This window comes from Streptomonospora mangrovi (assembly GCF_027604915.1).
Lineage (GTDB): Bacteria > Actinomycetota > Actinomycetes > Streptosporangiales > Streptosporangiaceae > Streptomonospora > Streptomonospora mangrovi.
Map to the genome: position 1 here is coordinate 1 of NZ_JAJAQC010000042.1, position 15,916 is coordinate 15,916.

16 protein-coding genes and 1 pseudogene are annotated in these 15,916 nt (G+C 73.2%); 6 read left to right on the forward strand and 11 right to left on the reverse strand.

Features of this window, described 5'->3' with window-relative positions; genetic code table 11:
- A pseudogene (locus tag LG943_RS20970) lies at window positions 1–389 on the forward strand (DNA polymerase III subunit gamma/tau); the annotation flags it as partial.
- 242 nt (window positions 390–631) lie between these two features.
- The gene (locus tag LG943_RS20975) at window positions 632–979 is read left to right on the forward strand and encodes a YbaB/EbfC family nucleoid-associated protein (protein WP_270074113.1); all 348 of its coding nucleotides are present in this window, start codon (window positions 632–634) and stop codon (window positions 977–979) included.
- 66 nt (window positions 980–1,045) lie between these two features.
- Here the strand turns inward: LG943_RS20975 and LG943_RS20980 are convergent, their stop codons facing one another.
- Entirely contained in the window at window positions 1,046–1,771 is a 726-nt protein-coding gene (locus LG943_RS20980; RefSeq protein ID WP_270074043.1) for a DUF6882 domain-containing protein, read from the reverse strand.
- Between the two features lie 194 nt (window positions 1,772–1,965).
- On the opposite strand from LG943_RS20980, the gene recR reads away from it, so the two are divergent.
- The 3 genes from recR (at window position 1,966) to LG943_RS20995 (ending at window position 5,131) form a co-directional block, all read left to right on the forward strand.
- On the forward strand, window positions 1,966–2,565 hold the full coding sequence (recR, locus tag LG943_RS20985; protein WP_270074044.1) for a recombination mediator RecR: 600 nt from the start codon (window positions 1,966–1,968) through the stop codon (window positions 2,563–2,565).
- A 236-nt stretch (window positions 2,566–2,801) separates the two neighbouring features.
- Window positions 2,802–4,073: an aspartate kinase gene (locus LG943_RS20990; RefSeq protein WP_270074045.1), complete on the forward strand. Its 1,272-nt coding sequence runs from the start codon at window positions 2,802–2,804 to the stop codon at window positions 4,071–4,073.
- The gene (locus LG943_RS20995; protein WP_270074046.1) at window positions 4,070–5,131 is read left to right on the forward strand and encodes an aspartate-semialdehyde dehydrogenase; all 1,062 of its coding nucleotides are present in this window, start codon (window positions 4,070–4,072) and stop codon (window positions 5,129–5,131) included. Before LG943_RS20990 ends, LG943_RS20995 begins: the two co-directional genes overlap by 4 nt.
- Before the next feature lie 79 nt (window positions 5,132–5,210).
- Here the strand turns inward: LG943_RS20995 and LG943_RS21000 are convergent, their stop codons facing one another.
- From LG943_RS21000 to LG943_RS21035, 8 genes are all read right to left on the reverse strand, one after another.
- A complete protein-coding gene (locus LG943_RS21000; protein ID WP_270074047.1) occupies window positions 5,211–5,603 on the reverse strand; it encodes a hypothetical protein in 393 nt (130 codons plus the stop codon).
- A 77-nt stretch (window positions 5,604–5,680) separates the two neighbouring features.
- The gene (locus LG943_RS21005) at window positions 5,681–6,412 is read right to left on the reverse strand and encodes a GntR family transcriptional regulator (protein ID WP_270074048.1); all 732 of its coding nucleotides are present in this window, start codon (window positions 6,410–6,412) and stop codon (window positions 5,681–5,683) included.
- Between the two features lie 2 nt (window positions 6,413–6,414).
- Window positions 6,415–7,011 carry an alpha/beta hydrolase family protein gene (locus LG943_RS21010; RefSeq protein WP_270074049.1) on the reverse strand — a complete coding sequence of 199 codons (597 nt, stop codon included), beginning with the start codon at window positions 7,009–7,011 and terminating at the stop codon, window positions 6,415–6,417.
- Window positions 7,012–7,124: 113 nt separating this feature from the next.
- Window positions 7,125–7,643, reverse strand: a complete 519-nt coding sequence (locus LG943_RS21015) for an NUDIX hydrolase (RefSeq protein ID WP_270074050.1) — start codon at window positions 7,641–7,643, stop codon at window positions 7,125–7,127.
- A gap of 277 nt (window positions 7,644–7,920) precedes the next feature.
- Window positions 7,921–9,252, reverse strand: a complete 1,332-nt coding sequence (locus LG943_RS21020) for a dihydrolipoamide acetyltransferase family protein (protein ID WP_270074051.1) — start codon at window positions 9,250–9,252, stop codon at window positions 7,921–7,923.
- Window positions 9,253–9,268: 16 nt separating this feature from the next.
- Window positions 9,269–10,267, reverse strand: coding sequence for an alpha-ketoacid dehydrogenase subunit beta (locus tag LG943_RS21025; protein WP_179768289.1), 999 nt, complete (start codon window positions 10,265–10,267; stop codon window positions 9,269–9,271).
- 15 nt (window positions 10,268–10,282) lie between these two features.
- Window positions 10,283–11,389 (reverse strand): pyruvate dehydrogenase (acetyl-transferring) E1 component subunit alpha, encoded by a 1,107-nt coding sequence (gene pdhA / locus LG943_RS21030; protein WP_270074052.1) that lies wholly within the window; start codon window positions 11,387–11,389, stop codon window positions 10,283–10,285.
- Window positions 11,390–11,812: 423 nt separating this feature from the next.
- The gene (locus LG943_RS21035) at window positions 11,813–12,490 is read right to left on the reverse strand and encodes a GntR family transcriptional regulator (protein WP_270074053.1); all 678 of its coding nucleotides are present in this window, start codon (window positions 12,488–12,490) and stop codon (window positions 11,813–11,815) included.
- 687 nt (window positions 12,491–13,177) lie between these two features.
- On the opposite strand from LG943_RS21035, the gene LG943_RS21040 reads away from it, so the two are divergent.
- Window positions 13,178–13,915, forward strand: a complete 738-nt coding sequence (locus LG943_RS21040; RefSeq protein WP_270074054.1) for a phosphatase PAP2 family protein — start codon at window positions 13,178–13,180, stop codon at window positions 13,913–13,915.
- A gap of 33 nt (window positions 13,916–13,948) precedes the next feature.
- Here the strand turns inward: LG943_RS21040 and LG943_RS21045 are convergent, their stop codons facing one another.
- Both LG943_RS21045 and LG943_RS21050 read right to left on the reverse strand, forming a co-directional pair.
- Window positions 13,949–14,926 (reverse strand): TIGR03557 family F420-dependent LLM class oxidoreductase, encoded by a 978-nt coding sequence (locus tag LG943_RS21045; RefSeq protein WP_270074055.1) that lies wholly within the window; start codon window positions 14,924–14,926, stop codon window positions 13,949–13,951.
- A 186-nt stretch (window positions 14,927–15,112) separates the two neighbouring features.
- Entirely contained in the window at window positions 15,113–15,748 is a 636-nt protein-coding gene (locus LG943_RS21050; RefSeq protein WP_270074056.1) for a DUF1349 domain-containing protein, read from the reverse strand.
- Window positions 15,749–15,916 lie beyond the last annotated feature (168 nt).

The following is a 15,916-nucleotide window of genomic DNA, read 5'->3' on the forward strand; positions in this document are numbered from 1 at the left end:
GGTGGGACGCCCCGCCCGACCCCGCGCCGCCGGCGCCGCCGTCCCGGCCCGAGCCCGACCCCGCCTCCGGCGCGCCCGCCGGCCCCGCGGCCGCCCAGCGCCCGCCCGGGCCGCCCGCCGCGCCGCACCAGCAGGAGCCGCCGCCCGACCCCTACGAGGACTCCGCCGCCCCGCCGCCCGACGACTCCGACTTCGGCGGCGCGCCCGCCGGGTCCCGGTCGGCTCCGGCCGCGAACCGCCCGGCCGCGCCCGCCTCGGCCGCGCAGGCGGCGCCGCCGCCTCCCGACGACCCCGCCGGGGCGGCCGGGCGCGCCGTCTCCGGCTTCGCGCTGATCGAAACCGAACTGGGCGGCAAGATCATCAACGAGATCGACCACACCGCGCCCTGACCCGCCCCGGCCCACCGGACGCGCCGGCGGCGCTGTCGACACGCCGACACGGTGACAGGCCGACACGGCTACACGGCGACATGTCCGCACGGGGACACGCCGCCCCGTGCCGCCCCCGGCCGTGGCCCGCCGGTGTCCGCCGCGCGCGAAAGCCGCGTCGGCGGCCGGGTCCGCCGCGAGCGGATACGCTCGCAGAGACGGACACGCAGGCAAGGAGAATCGCAGTGAACCCTGGCGGCGGAATGGACATGCAGGCCCTGTTGCAGCAGGCCCAGCAGATGCAGCAGCAGCTCATGGAGGCCCAGCAGCAGCTCGACGAGGCCCAGGTCGAGGGCACCTCCGGCGGCGGTCTGGTCAAGGTCACCGTCAACGGCCGCGGCGCGGTCGAGGAGATCGTCATCGACCCCCGCGCGATCGACCCCGCCGACCCCGAGGACACCGCGCAGACGGTCGCCGATCTCGTGCTGGCCGCCATCCGCGACGCCGAGTCCTCGGTCGAGGAGCTTCAGCAGGAGAAGATGGGCCCGCTGGCCGAGGGCCTGGGCGGCGGCATGCCCGGCGGCGGCATGCCGGGTCTGCCGGGCTTCTAGCCTCCCGCCCGCGCCGCCGGCCCCGCCCCCGACCGGCGGGGCGGGCCGGCGGCGCGCGGCGCGGGGTCAGCTCTTGGCGTTCTGCACCGACAGGTGCGCCAGCGCCCCGTGCTCGTTGAACTCCGCGGTCACCGCGCACTCCGGCCGCACGCCGCGCAGCGCGCGTTCGCCCGTGCGCTCCACCGTGAACCCGTGCCGCGCCAGGTAGCCGTGCACGGTCCCGGGCTGGTCGAAGGGGAAGATCTCGATGCCCTGCATGACCCGGCGGGGCAGGGTGACCATGTCGAACTCCGCGCGCGGGATCACGTCGTCCACCACCATCATCGCGAACCGCGCGCCGGTGTCGGCGGTCACACTGGCGTAGCCGTAGCCCGACAGCGTGCCGGTGGCCGCCAGGCACAGCCGCTCGGCGGCCATGCGCGGGTCGGCGAAGTCGCCGAACTCCAGCCGGGGCGTCACCAGTTCGGGGATCTCGTACTGCTCGCCGAACTCCCGCAGCGCGATCGACGCCGCCAGCCGGGGCGAGCCCGGCGGGTGCATGTGCGGGTTGGCCCACGCCCACAGCCAGCTCCCGTCGGTGCCGAACGTCCCCAGCGGGGCCACCCGCACGGTCTTGTCGCCCTGGCGGAACGTGCTCGCCTCGACGTCGACGTGCCATTGGCCCGTGGGGTGGTGGGTGTTGTACGTCTCGGTCTGCTCCGCCGCCCAGGCGGCGTAGGCGGCGCCCGCCCGCTCCATGGCGGGGCTGAACCAGCGCCGGGGCTCCTGCGGGGGCTGCGTCGGCTCGGTCATGGTGGCCGTGGTCCCTTCTTCTGTGTCGTCCGTGTGCTCCGACGCCGCGCGGCGCCGCGCGGATCCCCCCGCGCGGACGCGATCCGGGCGGGCCGCGCCGGCGCTTTGCCCGGATCGGCCGGCCCGGGGTGGCGCCACCGCGCCCCCGACTCGGCTACGGTGGGAGGCGAATTGCGGACACACGTGGGTGGGCGATGTACGAGGGCGCGGTCCAGAACCTGATCGACGAGTTGGGACGGTTGCCCGGCGTCGGTCCCAAGAGCGCGCAGCGGATCGCCTTCCACCTGCTCGCCGCCGAGACCGCCGACGTCAAACGCCTGGCCAACGCGCTGGTCGAGGTCAAGGAGCGGGTGCGGTTCTGCTCGGTGTGCGGCAACGTCGCCGAGGAGAGCGAGTGCCGCATCTGCCGCGACCCCCGCCGCGACACCGCCGTCATCTGCGTGGTCGAGGAGTCCAAGGACGTCGTCGCCATCGAGCGCACCCGGGAGTTCCGCGGCCGCTACCACGTGCTGGGCGGCGCCATCAGCCCGATCGAGGGCGTCGGCCCCGACGACCTCCGCATCAAGGAGCTGATGACCCGGCTCGCCGACGGCCAGATCACCGAGCTGATCCTGGCCACCGACCCCAACCTCGAGGGCGAGGCCACCGCCACCTACCTCGCGCGCCTGGTCAAACCCATGGGGCTGAAAGTCACCCGGCTGGCGAGCGGCCTGCCCGTGGGCGGCGACCTGGAGTACGCCGACGAGGTCACCCTGGGCCGCGCCTTCGAGGGGCGCCGGAGTCTGGAGTTCTAGCTCCCGGCGTCCGCACCCGCCCGGCCGGGGGTTTCGGCCCCGTGACCGCCGCAGGCGGGACCGCCCGTCGGCGCGGGGAGGAGTACTTGGCCCCGATCGGGGTACACCCCCGCCTCGGTGCCGCCCTCACCCGCCCTCAGCGGCGCAGCGCCGCAGGTGAGACGGCGTCCCGACCGTTCCGCTGACTACACTTCCTAGTTGATTACCGTGATCCCAACCCCTCAGGAGCAACGACCGTGGCTCTGATCGTGCAGAAGTACGGTGGGTCTTCCGTCGCCGACGCGGAGGCCATCAAGCGAGTGGCCCAACGGATCGTCGCTCAGAAAAAGGCGGGTTACGACGTGGTCGTCGTGGTCTCGGCCATGGGCGACACCACCGACGAACTCCTCGACCTCGCCGAGCAGGTCTCGCCGCTGCCCCCCGGGCGCGAGCTGGACATGCTCCTTACCTCCGGTGAGCGGATCTCCATGGCGCTGGTGGCCATGGCGATCGGCAACCTCGGCTACGAGGCCCGCTCGTTCACCGGCTCCCAGGCCGGAGTGATCACCACCTCGCTCCACGGCAACGCCAAGATCATCGATGTCACGCCCGGACGCATCCAGGAGGCCCTGGACGAGGGCTCCATCTGCATCGTCGCCGGCTTCCAGGGCGTCTCCCAGGACAGCAAGGACATCACCACCCTGGGCCGCGGCGGCTCCGACACCACCGCCGTCGCCCTCGCCGCGGCGCTGAACGCCGACGCCTGCGAGATCTACAGCGACGTCGACGGCGTGTTCACCGCCGACCCGCGGATCGTGCCCACCGCCCGGCGCATCCCCAAGATCTCCTATGAGGAGATGCTGGAGATGGCCGCCAGCGGCACCAAGATCCTGCACCTGCGCTGCGTGGAGTACGCGCGGCGCTACGGAATCCCGCTGCATGTCCGCTCGTCGTTCAGTCAGAAGCCCGGAACCTGGGTCGTCTCGGAAGTTGAGGAAGCCGAAGGCATGGAACAACCGATCATCTCCGGAGTCGCGCACGACCGGAGCGAGGCCAAGATCACGGTCGTGGGCGTGCCCGACAAGGTGGGCGAGGCCGCGGCGATCTTCGCGGCGCTGGCCGACGCCGAGATCAACATCGACATGATCGTGCAGAACGTGTCGGCGGCCTCCACCTCGCGCACCGACATCTCCTTCACGGTCCCCATGGACGCCGGCCAGACCGCGCTGGCCGCGCTGAAGAAGATCCAGGACGACGTCGGCTTCGAGGCGCTGCGCTACGACGACCAGATCGGCAAGGTGTCGCTGGTGGGCGCGGGCATGCGCTCCTACCCCGGTGTCACCGCGCGGTTCTTCGACGCGCTCGCCCGCTCGGGCACCAACATCGAGATGATCTCCACGTCGGAGATCCGCATCTCGGTCGTCGTGGAGCAGGACCAGATCGACACCGCGGTCGCCGCGGCCCACACCGAGTTCCAGTTGGACGCCGCCCAGGTCGAGGCGGTCGTGTACGGAGGTACCGGACGATGAGCGAACGCCTTCCCACCCTGGCCGTCGTCGGCGCCACCGGCGCCGTCGGCACCGTCATGCTCGACATCCTCTCCACCCGCGAGAACGTCTGGGGCGAGATCCGCCTGGTCGCCTCGGCGCGCTCGGCCGGCAAGCGGCTGACCGTCCGCGGCGAGGAGGTCGAGGTCCAGGCGCTGGCGCCGGAGGTCTTCGACGGCGTCGACGTCGCCATGTTCGACGTCCCCGACGAGGTCTCCAAGGAGTGGGCGCCCGTCGCCGCCGCGCGCGGCGCGGTGGCCGTGGACAACTCCGGCGCGTTCCGCATGGACCCCGACGTCCCGCTCGTGGTGCCCGAGGTCAACGCCGAGCAGGCCCGCAACCGCCCGCGCGGCATCATCAGCAACCCCAACTGCACCACCCTGTCGATGATCGTGGCCATGGGCGCGCTGCACCGCGCCTACGGCCTGACCGACCTCGTGGTGGCCTCCTACCAGGCCGCCTCCGGCGCCGGCCAGGAGGGCATCGACACCCTGCGCGACCAGATCGAGAAGGCGGCCGGCGACCGCACCCTGGGCACCCGGGCCGGCGACGTCCGCGCGGCGGTGGGCGAGCTGGGGCCGTTCCCGGCGCCGCTGGCCATGAACGTCGTGCCGTGGGCGGGCTCGCTGAAGGAGGACGGCTACGCCTCCGAGGAGCTGAAGGTCCGCAACGAGTCCCGCAAGATCCTCGGCCTGCCCGACCTGCGGGTCGCCGCCACGTGCGTGCGCGTGCCGGTGGTCACCACCCACTCCCTGGTGGTGCACGCCTCCTTCGCCGAGGAGGTCGACGCCCAGGCCGCCCGCGAGCTGCTGGCCTCGGCGCCGGGCGTGGTGGTCCAGGACGACCCCGCGCGCGGGGAGTTCCCCACGCCCGCCGACGTGGTGGGCACCGACCCCACCTGGGTGGGCCGCATCCGCCGGTCGATCGACGACCCGCGGTCGCTGGACCTGTTCCTGTGCGGCGACAACCTGCGCAAGGGCGCGGCGCTGAACACCGCGCAGATCGCCGAGCTGGTGGCCGCGGAGTTCACCGGCGCCTAGCGGGCGCCCAGGCCCCGACCCCTCGGCCGTCCGGCCCCGCGCACCAGGCGCGGGCCGGGCGGCCGCCGCGTCGGCGGGCTCAGCCGCGCGCGGCCGGGCGGCGGCGGGGGCGCGCGCCGATCGCGTCGACGTCGCGGGTGGTCAGCGCCGTGGCCTCCGGCACGCCGGTGCGGCGCGCCGCGGCCAGCCGCTCCTTGACCTCGCGCAGGGTGCGGGGCCGCCAGCCGGGGCCGCCGCAGCAGGAGGAGTGGAAGGTCACCCCGGCTTCCAGCAGGAGGGTCAGCACGCGCCAGCCCTCGTCGTCGCCGGCGCGGGGGACCGCCAGGTCCTGGCCGGCGTCGACCATGGTCCGCCCGCAGCGGGGGCAGTCGGTGGTGCCGTCGGCGCGCACCGCGTCGGCCCGCCGCTTCACCGCGAAGCGGCACGGCGGGCACACGCGGTGCAGTCCCAGCACCGTGGATCGCTCGCACACACCGCCAGGGTCGCACCGGCGCCCGGCTCGCGGCAAGTGAGCACAGGGGCCGGGCGCCGGGGCGGACCGCTGCGCCGCTACCGGGGCTTGCGCGGCGCGCGCGCCAGGCTGAGCCGGTAGAGCAGCCGGCAGTGGTCGACCGATCCCACCAGGTCGGAGGTCTCGACCGGGCGCCGGCCGCTGTAGTGGGTGCGCTCGACCACCAGCACCGGCAGTCCCGGCGCCAGGTGCAGCAGGCTGGACTCCGGTTCGCGCAGCGGGCGCACGCCGACCTCCTCGACCACGCGGTCGATGATGACCCCGGCGGCGGCCAGCCGCTGGAGCACGCTGGTGCCGGGCTCGGAGTCGGCGGGGGTGCGCAGGGTGCCCTGGGTCAGCGCCGCCGGCTCCCACGCGGTGTGCAGGGCCACCGGCGCGCCGTCGGACATGCCCAGGCAGCGGGTGCGGAACACCCGCTCGCCGTCGCGCACGCCCAGCCGGCGCGCCACCGCGCCGCACACCGCGTCGGTCTGGGTGCCCAGGTCGGAGCGCTCCAGCGGGTCCACACCGGAGCCGGAGGTGCGGTCGGTGCGGGAGAACCGGTGGATCTGGGGGACCGGGCGGACGTAGTAGCCCGAGCCGGGGCGGGCCTCGACCAGCCCCTCGCTGACCAGCAGCCGCAGGGCGTGCCGCGACACCTGCTCGCTGACGTCGTAGGTGCGGGCCAGCCGGGAGCGCGAGGGCAGCCGGGTGCCGGGTTCGAGTTCGCCGTTGAGGATGGGCCGGCGCAGCCGGTCGGCCACCCACAGGTAGCGGGGTCGCCCGTCCATGGCTACGACGCTCCCGCTGCCGCGCCCTCCCCTGCGGTGACTCTCAGTGCGAAGTCGAGTTCGGCGGCCGTCTGGCGGATGCGCTCGTCGGCCACGGAGGATCCGTGGCCCGCGTCGAATCGGTACACCTCGTGCTCCTTGCCGAGCGCCGCCGGCCGCGCCAGGTAGGTGTCGACCTGGCGGATCGGGCAGCGGGGGTCGTTCTCGCCGGCCAGCACCAGCACCGGGGCGCGCACGTGTGCCGCGTAGGTGATGGGGGAGGAGCGGCGGTAGCGGTCGGGAACCTCGTCGGGGGCGCCGCCGGACAGGGCGCGGTCGAACGAGCGCAGCGCCTCGGTCTCGGGGGGCGGGTGGGCGGCGCTCGACCACGCGTACTCGACCGTGCCGTCGGGCCGCTCGGCGGCGGCCGACACCACGCCCTCGGTGCCGTGGTGGCGCTTGGTCACCTGCCGCCGCTCGCCGGTCGCGCGGCCCCGGGCGTACAGCTCCCAGGTACCGCGGACGTCGCTGCGGAACAGGGAGTGGTCCGGGGCCTCCCGGGCCCACGAGGGGAGACCGACCCTGCCCGCGCGAAACCGTTCCTGCCAACGCTCACCCATGATCTCCAGTAAAGCAGCGGAGTTCCCGGTCAGGGGCGTGAATCGACGAGTCGACAAGGCGGCGCGCGGGATCGGTCACGGTTCGGTCGCGCCCGGGGCGGGGCGGGCCGCGTTCAGCGCACCAGCACGGCGGCCGACGGCGTCATCGTCACCCCGTCGGCGGCCAGCAGCCGGCGGACCAGGTCGGGGTCGTAGTCGGCCACCCCGGCGTCGTTGAGGATGACCATATCGGTGGGATGGGGCAGGACCTCGCACCAGTGCACCTGGGCGACCCCGGCGACCTCGCGGAGGTCGGCGCGGAACCCGTCGGCGACCGCGCACGGGCGCAGCGCGCGGTAGACGTGGGTGCGCAGCCAGTAGGGCCCGGTCTCGGGGGAGATCCCGCGCACGTCGTAGACCCCGGTGGGCGCCAGCGCGCCGGCCCGCACCCCGGCCTCCTCGGCGGCCGCGCGCCGGGCCGCCTGGTCGGTGCTCTCGTCGGCCTCCACGCCCCCGCCCGGCAGCAGCCAGTGCCCGGCGAACACCCCGCGCCGGCGCAGTACGAACGTGAACGTCCGCCCGGGACCCGGGACGATCGCCACGGCACCTCGAACCGGCTCCGCCCCGGCGGTGTGGGTGAATGCGGGAGTCATCAGCGGTGCCTCCTTGGTTCCAGGCGGGGGCGTCCCCCCGGACACCGGGCCGCCGACGGAGGAGGCCGCCGAGCCCGGTGCCGGAGCAGACGGGTCCAACAGCCTCGCGCATCCTCTCGCCCCAACGCCACCGACCAGCGAATACGGCGGTTCCGGTCACCACGTGCCCAGCCCGGCGAACGGTTTCACGTGGAACCATGCCGGGCGCCGTGCCCTCCAACGCGCGGCGGCGCCCAACCCCCGGATAGGGGCGGGCGCCGCCGGTGGTGCCTCTGGGCTAGAGGATGATGCGCATCGGGTTCTCCAGGACCTCGGCGAGGTCCTTCAGGAAGGCCGCGCCGACCGCGCCGTCGACCGCGCGGTGGTCGACCGACAGCTCCAGCGCGATGGTGTTGCGCGCGACGATCTCGCCGTCGCGCACCACCGGCTGCTGGCGCATGGCGCCCACGGCCAGGATCGCCGCCTCGGGCGGGTTGATGACCGCCGAGAAGCTGTCCATGCCGAACATGCCGAGGTTGCTCACGCTGAACGTGCCGCCGCTCATCTCCTGCGGCTTGAGCTTGCCGTCGCGCGCCTTGCCCGCGAGTTCGCGGGTGCGCGTGGCGATCTCCGACAGCGGGGTCTTGTCGGCGTCGTGCAGCACCGGCACCAGCAGCCCGGCGTCCACGGCCACCGCCACGCCGACGTTGATCCGGCCGTGCTGGAGCAGCTTGTCGTCGACCCAGGAGGTGTTGACCTCGGGGTGGGCGCGCAGCGTGGTGGCCGCGGCCTTGACGATCAGGTCGTTGAAGCTGACCTTGACGCCGGTGCTCTCCAACTGCTCGTTGATCTGGCCGCGGAACGCCTTGAGCGCCTCGGCGTCGATCGTGCGGCGCAGGTAGAAGTGCGGCACCTCCTGCTTGCTCTGGGTGAGACGGCGCGCGATCACCTTGCGCACGTTGCTCACCGGCAGTTCGGTGGAGGCGCGGCCGTCGTCGTAGGCCTCCTGGCCGCGGCCGGCGGGGGCGGCCGGGGCCTGCGCGGCCGGCTGCTGGGCGGGGGCGGCGCCGTCCTGGCGCTGCTTGGCGGCGGCCTCGATGTCGGCGCGGACCACGCGGCCCTTGGGACCCGAGCCGGTGATGGCCTCGATGTCCAGGCCGTACTCGCGGGCCAGCCGGCGGGCCAGCGGGGAGCTGCGCGGCCGGGTGCCCTGCTGCGCGCCGTCGCCGTCCTGGGCGGCCGGGGCCGCCTGCGGCTCGGCCGCGCCGCCCGCGGGCTGCGGGGAGTCCTCCCCGGCCGGCGGGGCCTGCTCGGCCTCCTCCGCCTGCGCGGCCTGCTCGGCCTGCCCGCTCTGCTCGGCCGCGCCGCCGCCCGACTCCTCCGGGGCGGCGTCGGGGCTGTCGCCGATGTAGCCGATCACCGCGCCGATGGGCACGGTGTCGCCCTCGGAGACGGCCTGTTTCACCAGGTAGCCGTCCTCGTAGGCTTCGTACTCCATGACGGCCTTGTCGGTCTCGATCTCGACCAGGACGTCGCCCGAGGCCACCTTGTCGCCGACGCTCTTGACCCAGGAGCTGATGACGCCTTCCTCCATGGTGTCGGAGAGGCGCGGCATGTAGATCTCACTCATCGTCTGCTTCTCCCCTTTACCCGACCCGCTTGCCGACGGCGCTCAGGGTCTCCTTGATGGCGGTGGTGACCGACTCGGTCGACGGCAGCGCCGCGTTCTCCAGCGGTTTGGCGTAGGGCAGCGGCACCTCGGCCATGGCCACCCGGCGCACGGGCGCGTCGAGGTAGTCGAAGGCGCCCTCCTGGATGGAGGCGGCGATCTCGGCGCCGATGCCGTAGGTCAGCCAGTCGTCCTCGGCGACCACGGCGCAGCCGGTCTTCTTCACCGAGTCGACGATGGTCTGCCGGTCCAGCGGGCGCAGGCTGCGCAGGTCCACGACCTCGACGCTGATGTCCTCCTTGGCCAGCGCCTCGGCCACCTGGGTGCCCAGCGCCGCCATGCGGGAGTAGCCGATGAGGGTGATGTCGCTGCCCTCGCGGGTGACGGCGGCCCGGCCGATCTCGGCGACGGACTCGTCGTCGTCGGGGACCTCGCCCTTGGTGTTGTAGAGCCCCAGGTTCTCCAGCAGCAGCACGGGGTCGTCGTCGCGGATGGCGGCGCGCAGCATCGACGCGGCCTCGGCGGGGGTGCTGGGCGCCAGGACCTTGAGGCCGGGCACGAAGGCGTAGAACAGCTCGATGTTCTGGGAGTGGGTGGCACCGAGCTGCTGGCCGCCGCCGCCGGGGGTGCGGATGACCATCGGCACGCTGTTCTGGCCGCCGAACATGCCGTAGATCTTGGCGGCGTGGTTGATGATCTGGTCGATGGCGATCAGCGAGAAGTTGATCGTCATCAGCTCGACGACGGGGCGCAGCCCCAGCATCGCGGCGCCGACTGCGGCGCCCACGAAGCCCTCCTCGGCGATGGGGGTGTCGCGCACCCGGCGCTCACCGAACTCGTTCAGCAGCCCCTCGGTGATCTTGTAGGACCCCTCGAAGACGCCGATCTCCTCGCCGAGCAGGATGACGTTCTCGTCGCGGTGCATCTCGGCGCGCAGGGTGTCGCGCAGGGCCTGGCGGTAGGTGATCACTGACATGTACCCGCTCCTTGTCTACTCGGCGAACACCGGGTCGGCGGGCATGCGGCGCGACTCGTTCGCCACGGGGGTGGCGTAGGTGTAGTCGAACAGTGTCGACACCTCGGGGTGGGGGCTGTTCTCGGCGAAGTCCGCGGCGTCGGCGACCTCGGCGCGGACGGATTCGGCGATCTCCTGCTTCTTGTCCTCGGTGAGGATCCCGGCCTGCTCCAGTCGGTGCTCGAACGCCAGCACCGGGTCGTTGGCGCGGGCCTCCTCGATCTGCTCCTGGGTGCGGTACTTGGCGGGGTCGACCACGGAGTGGCCTTTGAGCCGGTAGCTGGTGGCCTCCAGCAGGTAGGGCCGCTGCTCGGAGCGGGCCTTCTCGACCAGGCGGGTGGCGGCGTCGCGCACGGCCAGCACGTCGCGGCCGTCGACGCGCTCGCCCTCGATGCGGAAGGCGGAGCCGCGCTTGTAGAGGTCGGGCTCGGCCGAGGAGCGCTCGACGGTGGTGCCCATGCCGGTGAAGTTGTTGATCACCACGTAGACGATGGGCAGGTTCCACAGCGCGGCGATGTTCAGCGACTCGTGCCAGGCGCCGATGTTGGTGGTGCCGTCGCCCATCTGGCACATGACGACCTCGTCGCCGCCGCGGTAGGACACCGCCAGCGCGGCGCCGGTGGCCAGCGGCAACTGCCCGCCGACGATGCCGTAGCCGCCCAGCATGCGGGTCTTGGTGTCGAACATGTGCATGGAGCCGCCCCAGCCCTTGGACACGCCGGTGGAGCGTCCGTACAGCTCGGCCATGACCTCGCGGGCGCTCATGCCCTTGCCGATGGCGTACCCGTGGTCGCGGTAGTTCGTGAACAGGTAGTCGCTCTCGCGCAGCGCCTGCATCAGACCGACGACCGTGGCCTCCTCACCCAGGTTGAGGTGGCAGTAACCGCCGATGCGGGCCTGGGTGTAGGCCTGGCCGGTGCGCTCCTCGAACCGGCGGATGAGCAGCATCTGCCGGTAGAAGTCGAGGAGGGTCTCCGGTGTCTCGTCGGCGAGGCGCGAGGAGGTGTCGTCCTTGCGGCTCCGCCGGCGGCCCCCCGTGCTCCCGGCGGTGCCGCCGCCCTTGGCCTTGGCCGTGTCAGCCATGCTGGTGCCTTTCTACGTGCCGAGGTGGCCCGTGCCGTGCCGGTGGGCGCGGGGGCCTGCTGCCCGGGTGCGTCGGCCGACGCCCGCCCGGGCGGGTGCGCCGCCGCCGGGCTCAATCGGCGGGCGCGCGAGTGGCTGTATGCGGTTGTCGCGCTCGCTCGCCTTCCGGTGATGCTGCCCAGTTCGGGCGCTGACATCACGCGTGCGGGGCGGCTCGCGTTGCTCTCCTGACGCACGTACCGTGTGATGTGCGTCGCGCACACTCTACGTACTGATCGATGATCGATCAATACGACTTTAGGGGAGGTCCCGGGCGAAACGGGCCGCGGGTGGGGCGTCGTCCAGCCGCCCGCGAGACCGGCGCCATTTTGGGGCCACCCGGGCGCGACACCGACACCACCCGGGCGCGACCGGCCCTCGGCCTCAGCCGGTGCGGTCGTAGGACTTCAGCGCGGCCTCGACGTAGTTGAGCACGTGCGCGCGCACCATGGCGCCCACGCCGGGATCGCGGCGGCAAAACGCCTCGGTGATCTGGGCGTGGTCGGCGGCCTTGGCGTGCAGCTCCATGTTCAGCCAGCGCACCGACAGCCGGGTCCACACCTCCACCCCCAGCGACTCCCAGGTGTGGGACAGCACACTGTTCTCGGCGGCGCGCACGATCTCGCGGTGGAACTCCACGCTGTGCTTGATCTGGCCCTCGACGTCGCCGTCGGCGGTGGCCCGGCGCAGCGCCTCGACCTCGCGCTCCAGCGGGCGGGGGTCGGCGGCCAGCCGGGGCGCGGCGAGTTCGGCCGCCACCAGCTCCAGCCCGGCCCGCACCGGGTAGATCTCGGCCATGTCGGCGACACCGAAGTCGCGCACCCGGGCGCCCTTGTTGGGCACCGACTCGATGAGGCGCAGGGTCTCCAGCTCGCGCAGCGCCTCGCGCACCGGCGCCTGGCTGACGTTGAACTCGGTCGCCACCCGGCGTTCGACGATACGCTCTCCTGGCTGCCAGCGGCCCGACAGCAGGCCGTCGACGAGCATGCGGCGGATCTGCTCCCGCAGCGGGTTGCGGGCCAGGCGGGAGGGATCATCCGGCCACTCGGGCAGGTCGACCATCAACGGCCTTTCCGGTCGGGGCTAATCGCGTGCGGCGCGTGGGCGGCACCGGTCTCAGCCGGGTCCATACGGCGGGCTCAGCCGTGTCCATTACGAAGAGTGCCATACGGTGCCGCGGCCGCCGGACACGGTCGAGCTTGGCTAACGGAACGCCCACGTCCGGGCGGCGCGGGGATGAACAGTGGCCGGGAGGTCCCTGACGGAACGGGAAATCCGCAGGTGAGAAGGGTTTCCCCTGGGGGACGGCAGTGCCGCGCCGGGTGACGGGGCGCTATGCTCTGCTGTCGGAAATGTTCCACAAATACTCGGTACCGTGGAGGGGTGTGTCCCGCCCCGGCGGCAAGGCCGACCGGACGGCGGTGCCGACCGCCTGTCCCCGGAGTGGATCCCGGCGGGTTCGGCCACCCGCCTCGGGGGCACTCCCCTGTCCGTGTCCCCGATCGTTGACCGCCTCTACCGACGTCCCGACCCCAGCGGCGAGCCCGTCCCCCCAACGCACACCAGTGCCGCAGGCCAGCCCACGATGCGTGAGACAGCACTGAGCACATGATGCAGACACTGCGGATCCGGTCGACCCCGCCGCTATGGGCAGGGATTCCGATACCCGTCTTCCGGCCCCGGCGCGCACTCGACGCCGCGCACCGGGCCGCCGTCGAGCGCGCGCCCGGCCGCCGCCCGCGGTCGCCCATGGTGAGCTGGCCCAGTGTGAGCGAGATCGCATGGGGGCTGGCCTCGGACAAGACGGCGATCGTCATGGCCGTGGCGCTCATCATCATGACGGTGCTCTCGGCCGGCCCGCTCCACCCTATCGACAACTTCATCAACAACGCACCTCGACCGTACTGGGACCAGATCCGCGAATTCCTCATCTACTGGCCCGACACGGTCGCCTCCCGGTTCGTGGCGCTGCCGGTCCTGGGGGTCACCGCGCTGCAACTGGCCTACTGGCACCGGTCCTGGCGGCCGATCATTCTCAGCGCGGTCAGCGTGTTCGGCATGCTCAGCCTGGTGGCGTCGATGAAGCTGCTGTTCGCCCGCAGCCACCCGCGCACCGAGGACCCCGCGTTCTTCTCCGCCGACGGGGTGTCCTTCCCCTCCGGGCACGGCGCCAACGCCATCCTCATCTACGGCCTGGTGCTGTTCCTGATCGTCCGCTACCAGGCCGCGCGCCCGCACATCGTGCGCCGGCTGGGCTACTGCATCGTGGGCATCGCCGTGCTCCAGGCGGTGGTGTCGGTCTACCTGCGCTTCCACTGGTTCACCGACCTGCTGACCGGCATGGTCGCGGGCGGGCTCGTGCTGGTGCTGACCATCCGGCTGGACCGGATGATCCCGCAGGGCCGCACCTTCACCTGGTGGCCGTGGTACGGCCGCAACCCGTGGAACGGCGCCGACCGCGCGCCGGCCGCCGCCGAGCGCGGCTGAGGCGCCGGCCGGTCCCGGCGCGCGGGGCCGGCATCACCGCCCCGGGGTCGCCGGGGTGAGCGCGCGCACGCGTTCGTTCAGCTCCTTCTCGAAGAAGTCGAAGAACCCGTCCGGGTCCGGCCCGGCGTTGACCAGCGCCAGCCGGTCGAACCCGGCCTCGGCGAACTGCTGGACCGCCGCCACGTGGCGCTCGGGGTCGGGGCCGTAGCCGAAGGACGAGCGCAGGTCTTCGGGGCGCACGAACGCGGTGGCGGCCTCGAAGTTCACCACGTTGGGCAGTTCGGCCTGCACCTTCCACCCGGTCACGCCGAACCGGAACAGCCGGTGCGCCGACTCCAGGGCGGTGTCGTCGTCGGGCGCCCACGACAGCGGGACCTCGGCGTACCTCGGCCCCCGGCCGCCCGCCTCGGTGTAGGCGCTCACCAGTTCGGGCTTGGGCTCGGTGGCGAAGACGGCGTCGCCCAGTTCGGCGGCGATCCGCGCCGAGGCGGGGCCGCTGATGGCCACGGCGATCTCCGGTGGCACCTCGGGCAGGTCGAAGACCTGGGCGTCCACGAGCCGCAGGTGGCGCCCCTCGAAGGACCGGTAGCCGCCCTGCCACAGCAGCCGGATGATCTCCAACGCCTCGCGCAGCATCTCGTGGCGCTCGCGGGCGGCCGGCCAGGGGCGGCCCACGACGTGCTCGTTGAGCTGCTCGCCCGCGCCCACGCCCAGCACGAACCGGCCGTCGGAGAGCAGCGCGGTGGTGGCGGCCGCCTGGGCCACGATGGCGGGGTGGTAGCGGATGAACGGGCAGGTCACGCCGGTGGCCAGCCCGATGCGCTCGGTGCGCGCGGCGATCGCCGCCAGGATCGACCAGGCGAACCCGGAGTGCCCGTGGTCGTTCAGCCAGGGATGGTAGTGGTCGCTGATCTCGACGAAGTCGAAACCGGCGGCCTCGGCGCGTTCGGCCTGGCGCACCATCTCCTGCGGGGAGTACCCCTCAGCGAACAGCTTGTAGCCGATCAACATGGTTCCTCCACCCACCCGGGACGGCACCCGGCCCACGGGGGACGGCACGCGGCGGACCGCGCGGCCGCCCGGGGACCGGTGTCGTCGTTCCGTGTGGTCGTGCCTGTCGTGTTCGGGTCGCGGTTCCGCTACCCGAGCCGTTCGACCGGTATGCGCGGGTGGGGGAGGGGGCGGTGATCTTCGCCGCTAACTGCCGTCGCGGATGTCGGCGAGGCGGGTGGGCGTGTAGGTGATTTCGGAGAAGCGCGCCGTGCAGCCCGGCCCGGTGGGGCTCTGGGCCAGGAAGCCCACCTCGGGGGCGACCGCGCCCTCACCCGCCCCTCCGCCCTCTCCCGTCAGCGCGAAGTAGCGCACCAGGTCCCAGCGGCCGCCGCCCACGCGGACGTGGAAGGCGTAGGCGGGCCCCAGGCGGCTGACGCGCATGTGCACGGTGTCGGAGCCGGGGTCGACGGTCATCGAGTTGCAGTCGTCGGAGACCCCGCGCGTCACCACCGACACCACGGTGGGCCGGCCCTGCGGCGACAGTTCCAGGCAGAACTTGGCCCAGGAGTCGGGACCGGCGTGCAGCAGCAGCACCGCCGCGTCGTAGGAGGCGGCGAGGTCGACGTGCACGCGGGCGCTGAGGGTGAAGTCGCCCTCGATCCGGCCCACCAGCGCGGGCGCGTTGGCGTACCGGGCGCTGCCGTCGGGGTCGGTGAACAGGTCGGTGGCCCCGGCCGCGCCGAGGACGAGCGCGTCGTCGCCGACGGCCTTGGCGTGGACCGGTTCGTTCAGGGTGCGCAGCGGTGCGGGGAAGGCGGGCAGGGAAACGGTCTCGGCCACAGCGGCTCCTCGGCGGACGGGGGAGTGCCATGGGAGCGCTCCCGGCAACGGACGCTAACGGACGCCTGCGGCGCGGGCAACGGGGTGTCCGCAAACGGCCGGTCGGTGCGCGTGTTCCCCGAGGAGACACGCGCGGGGCGGGGGCACCGAGGCCCGAGGCCCGGGCGC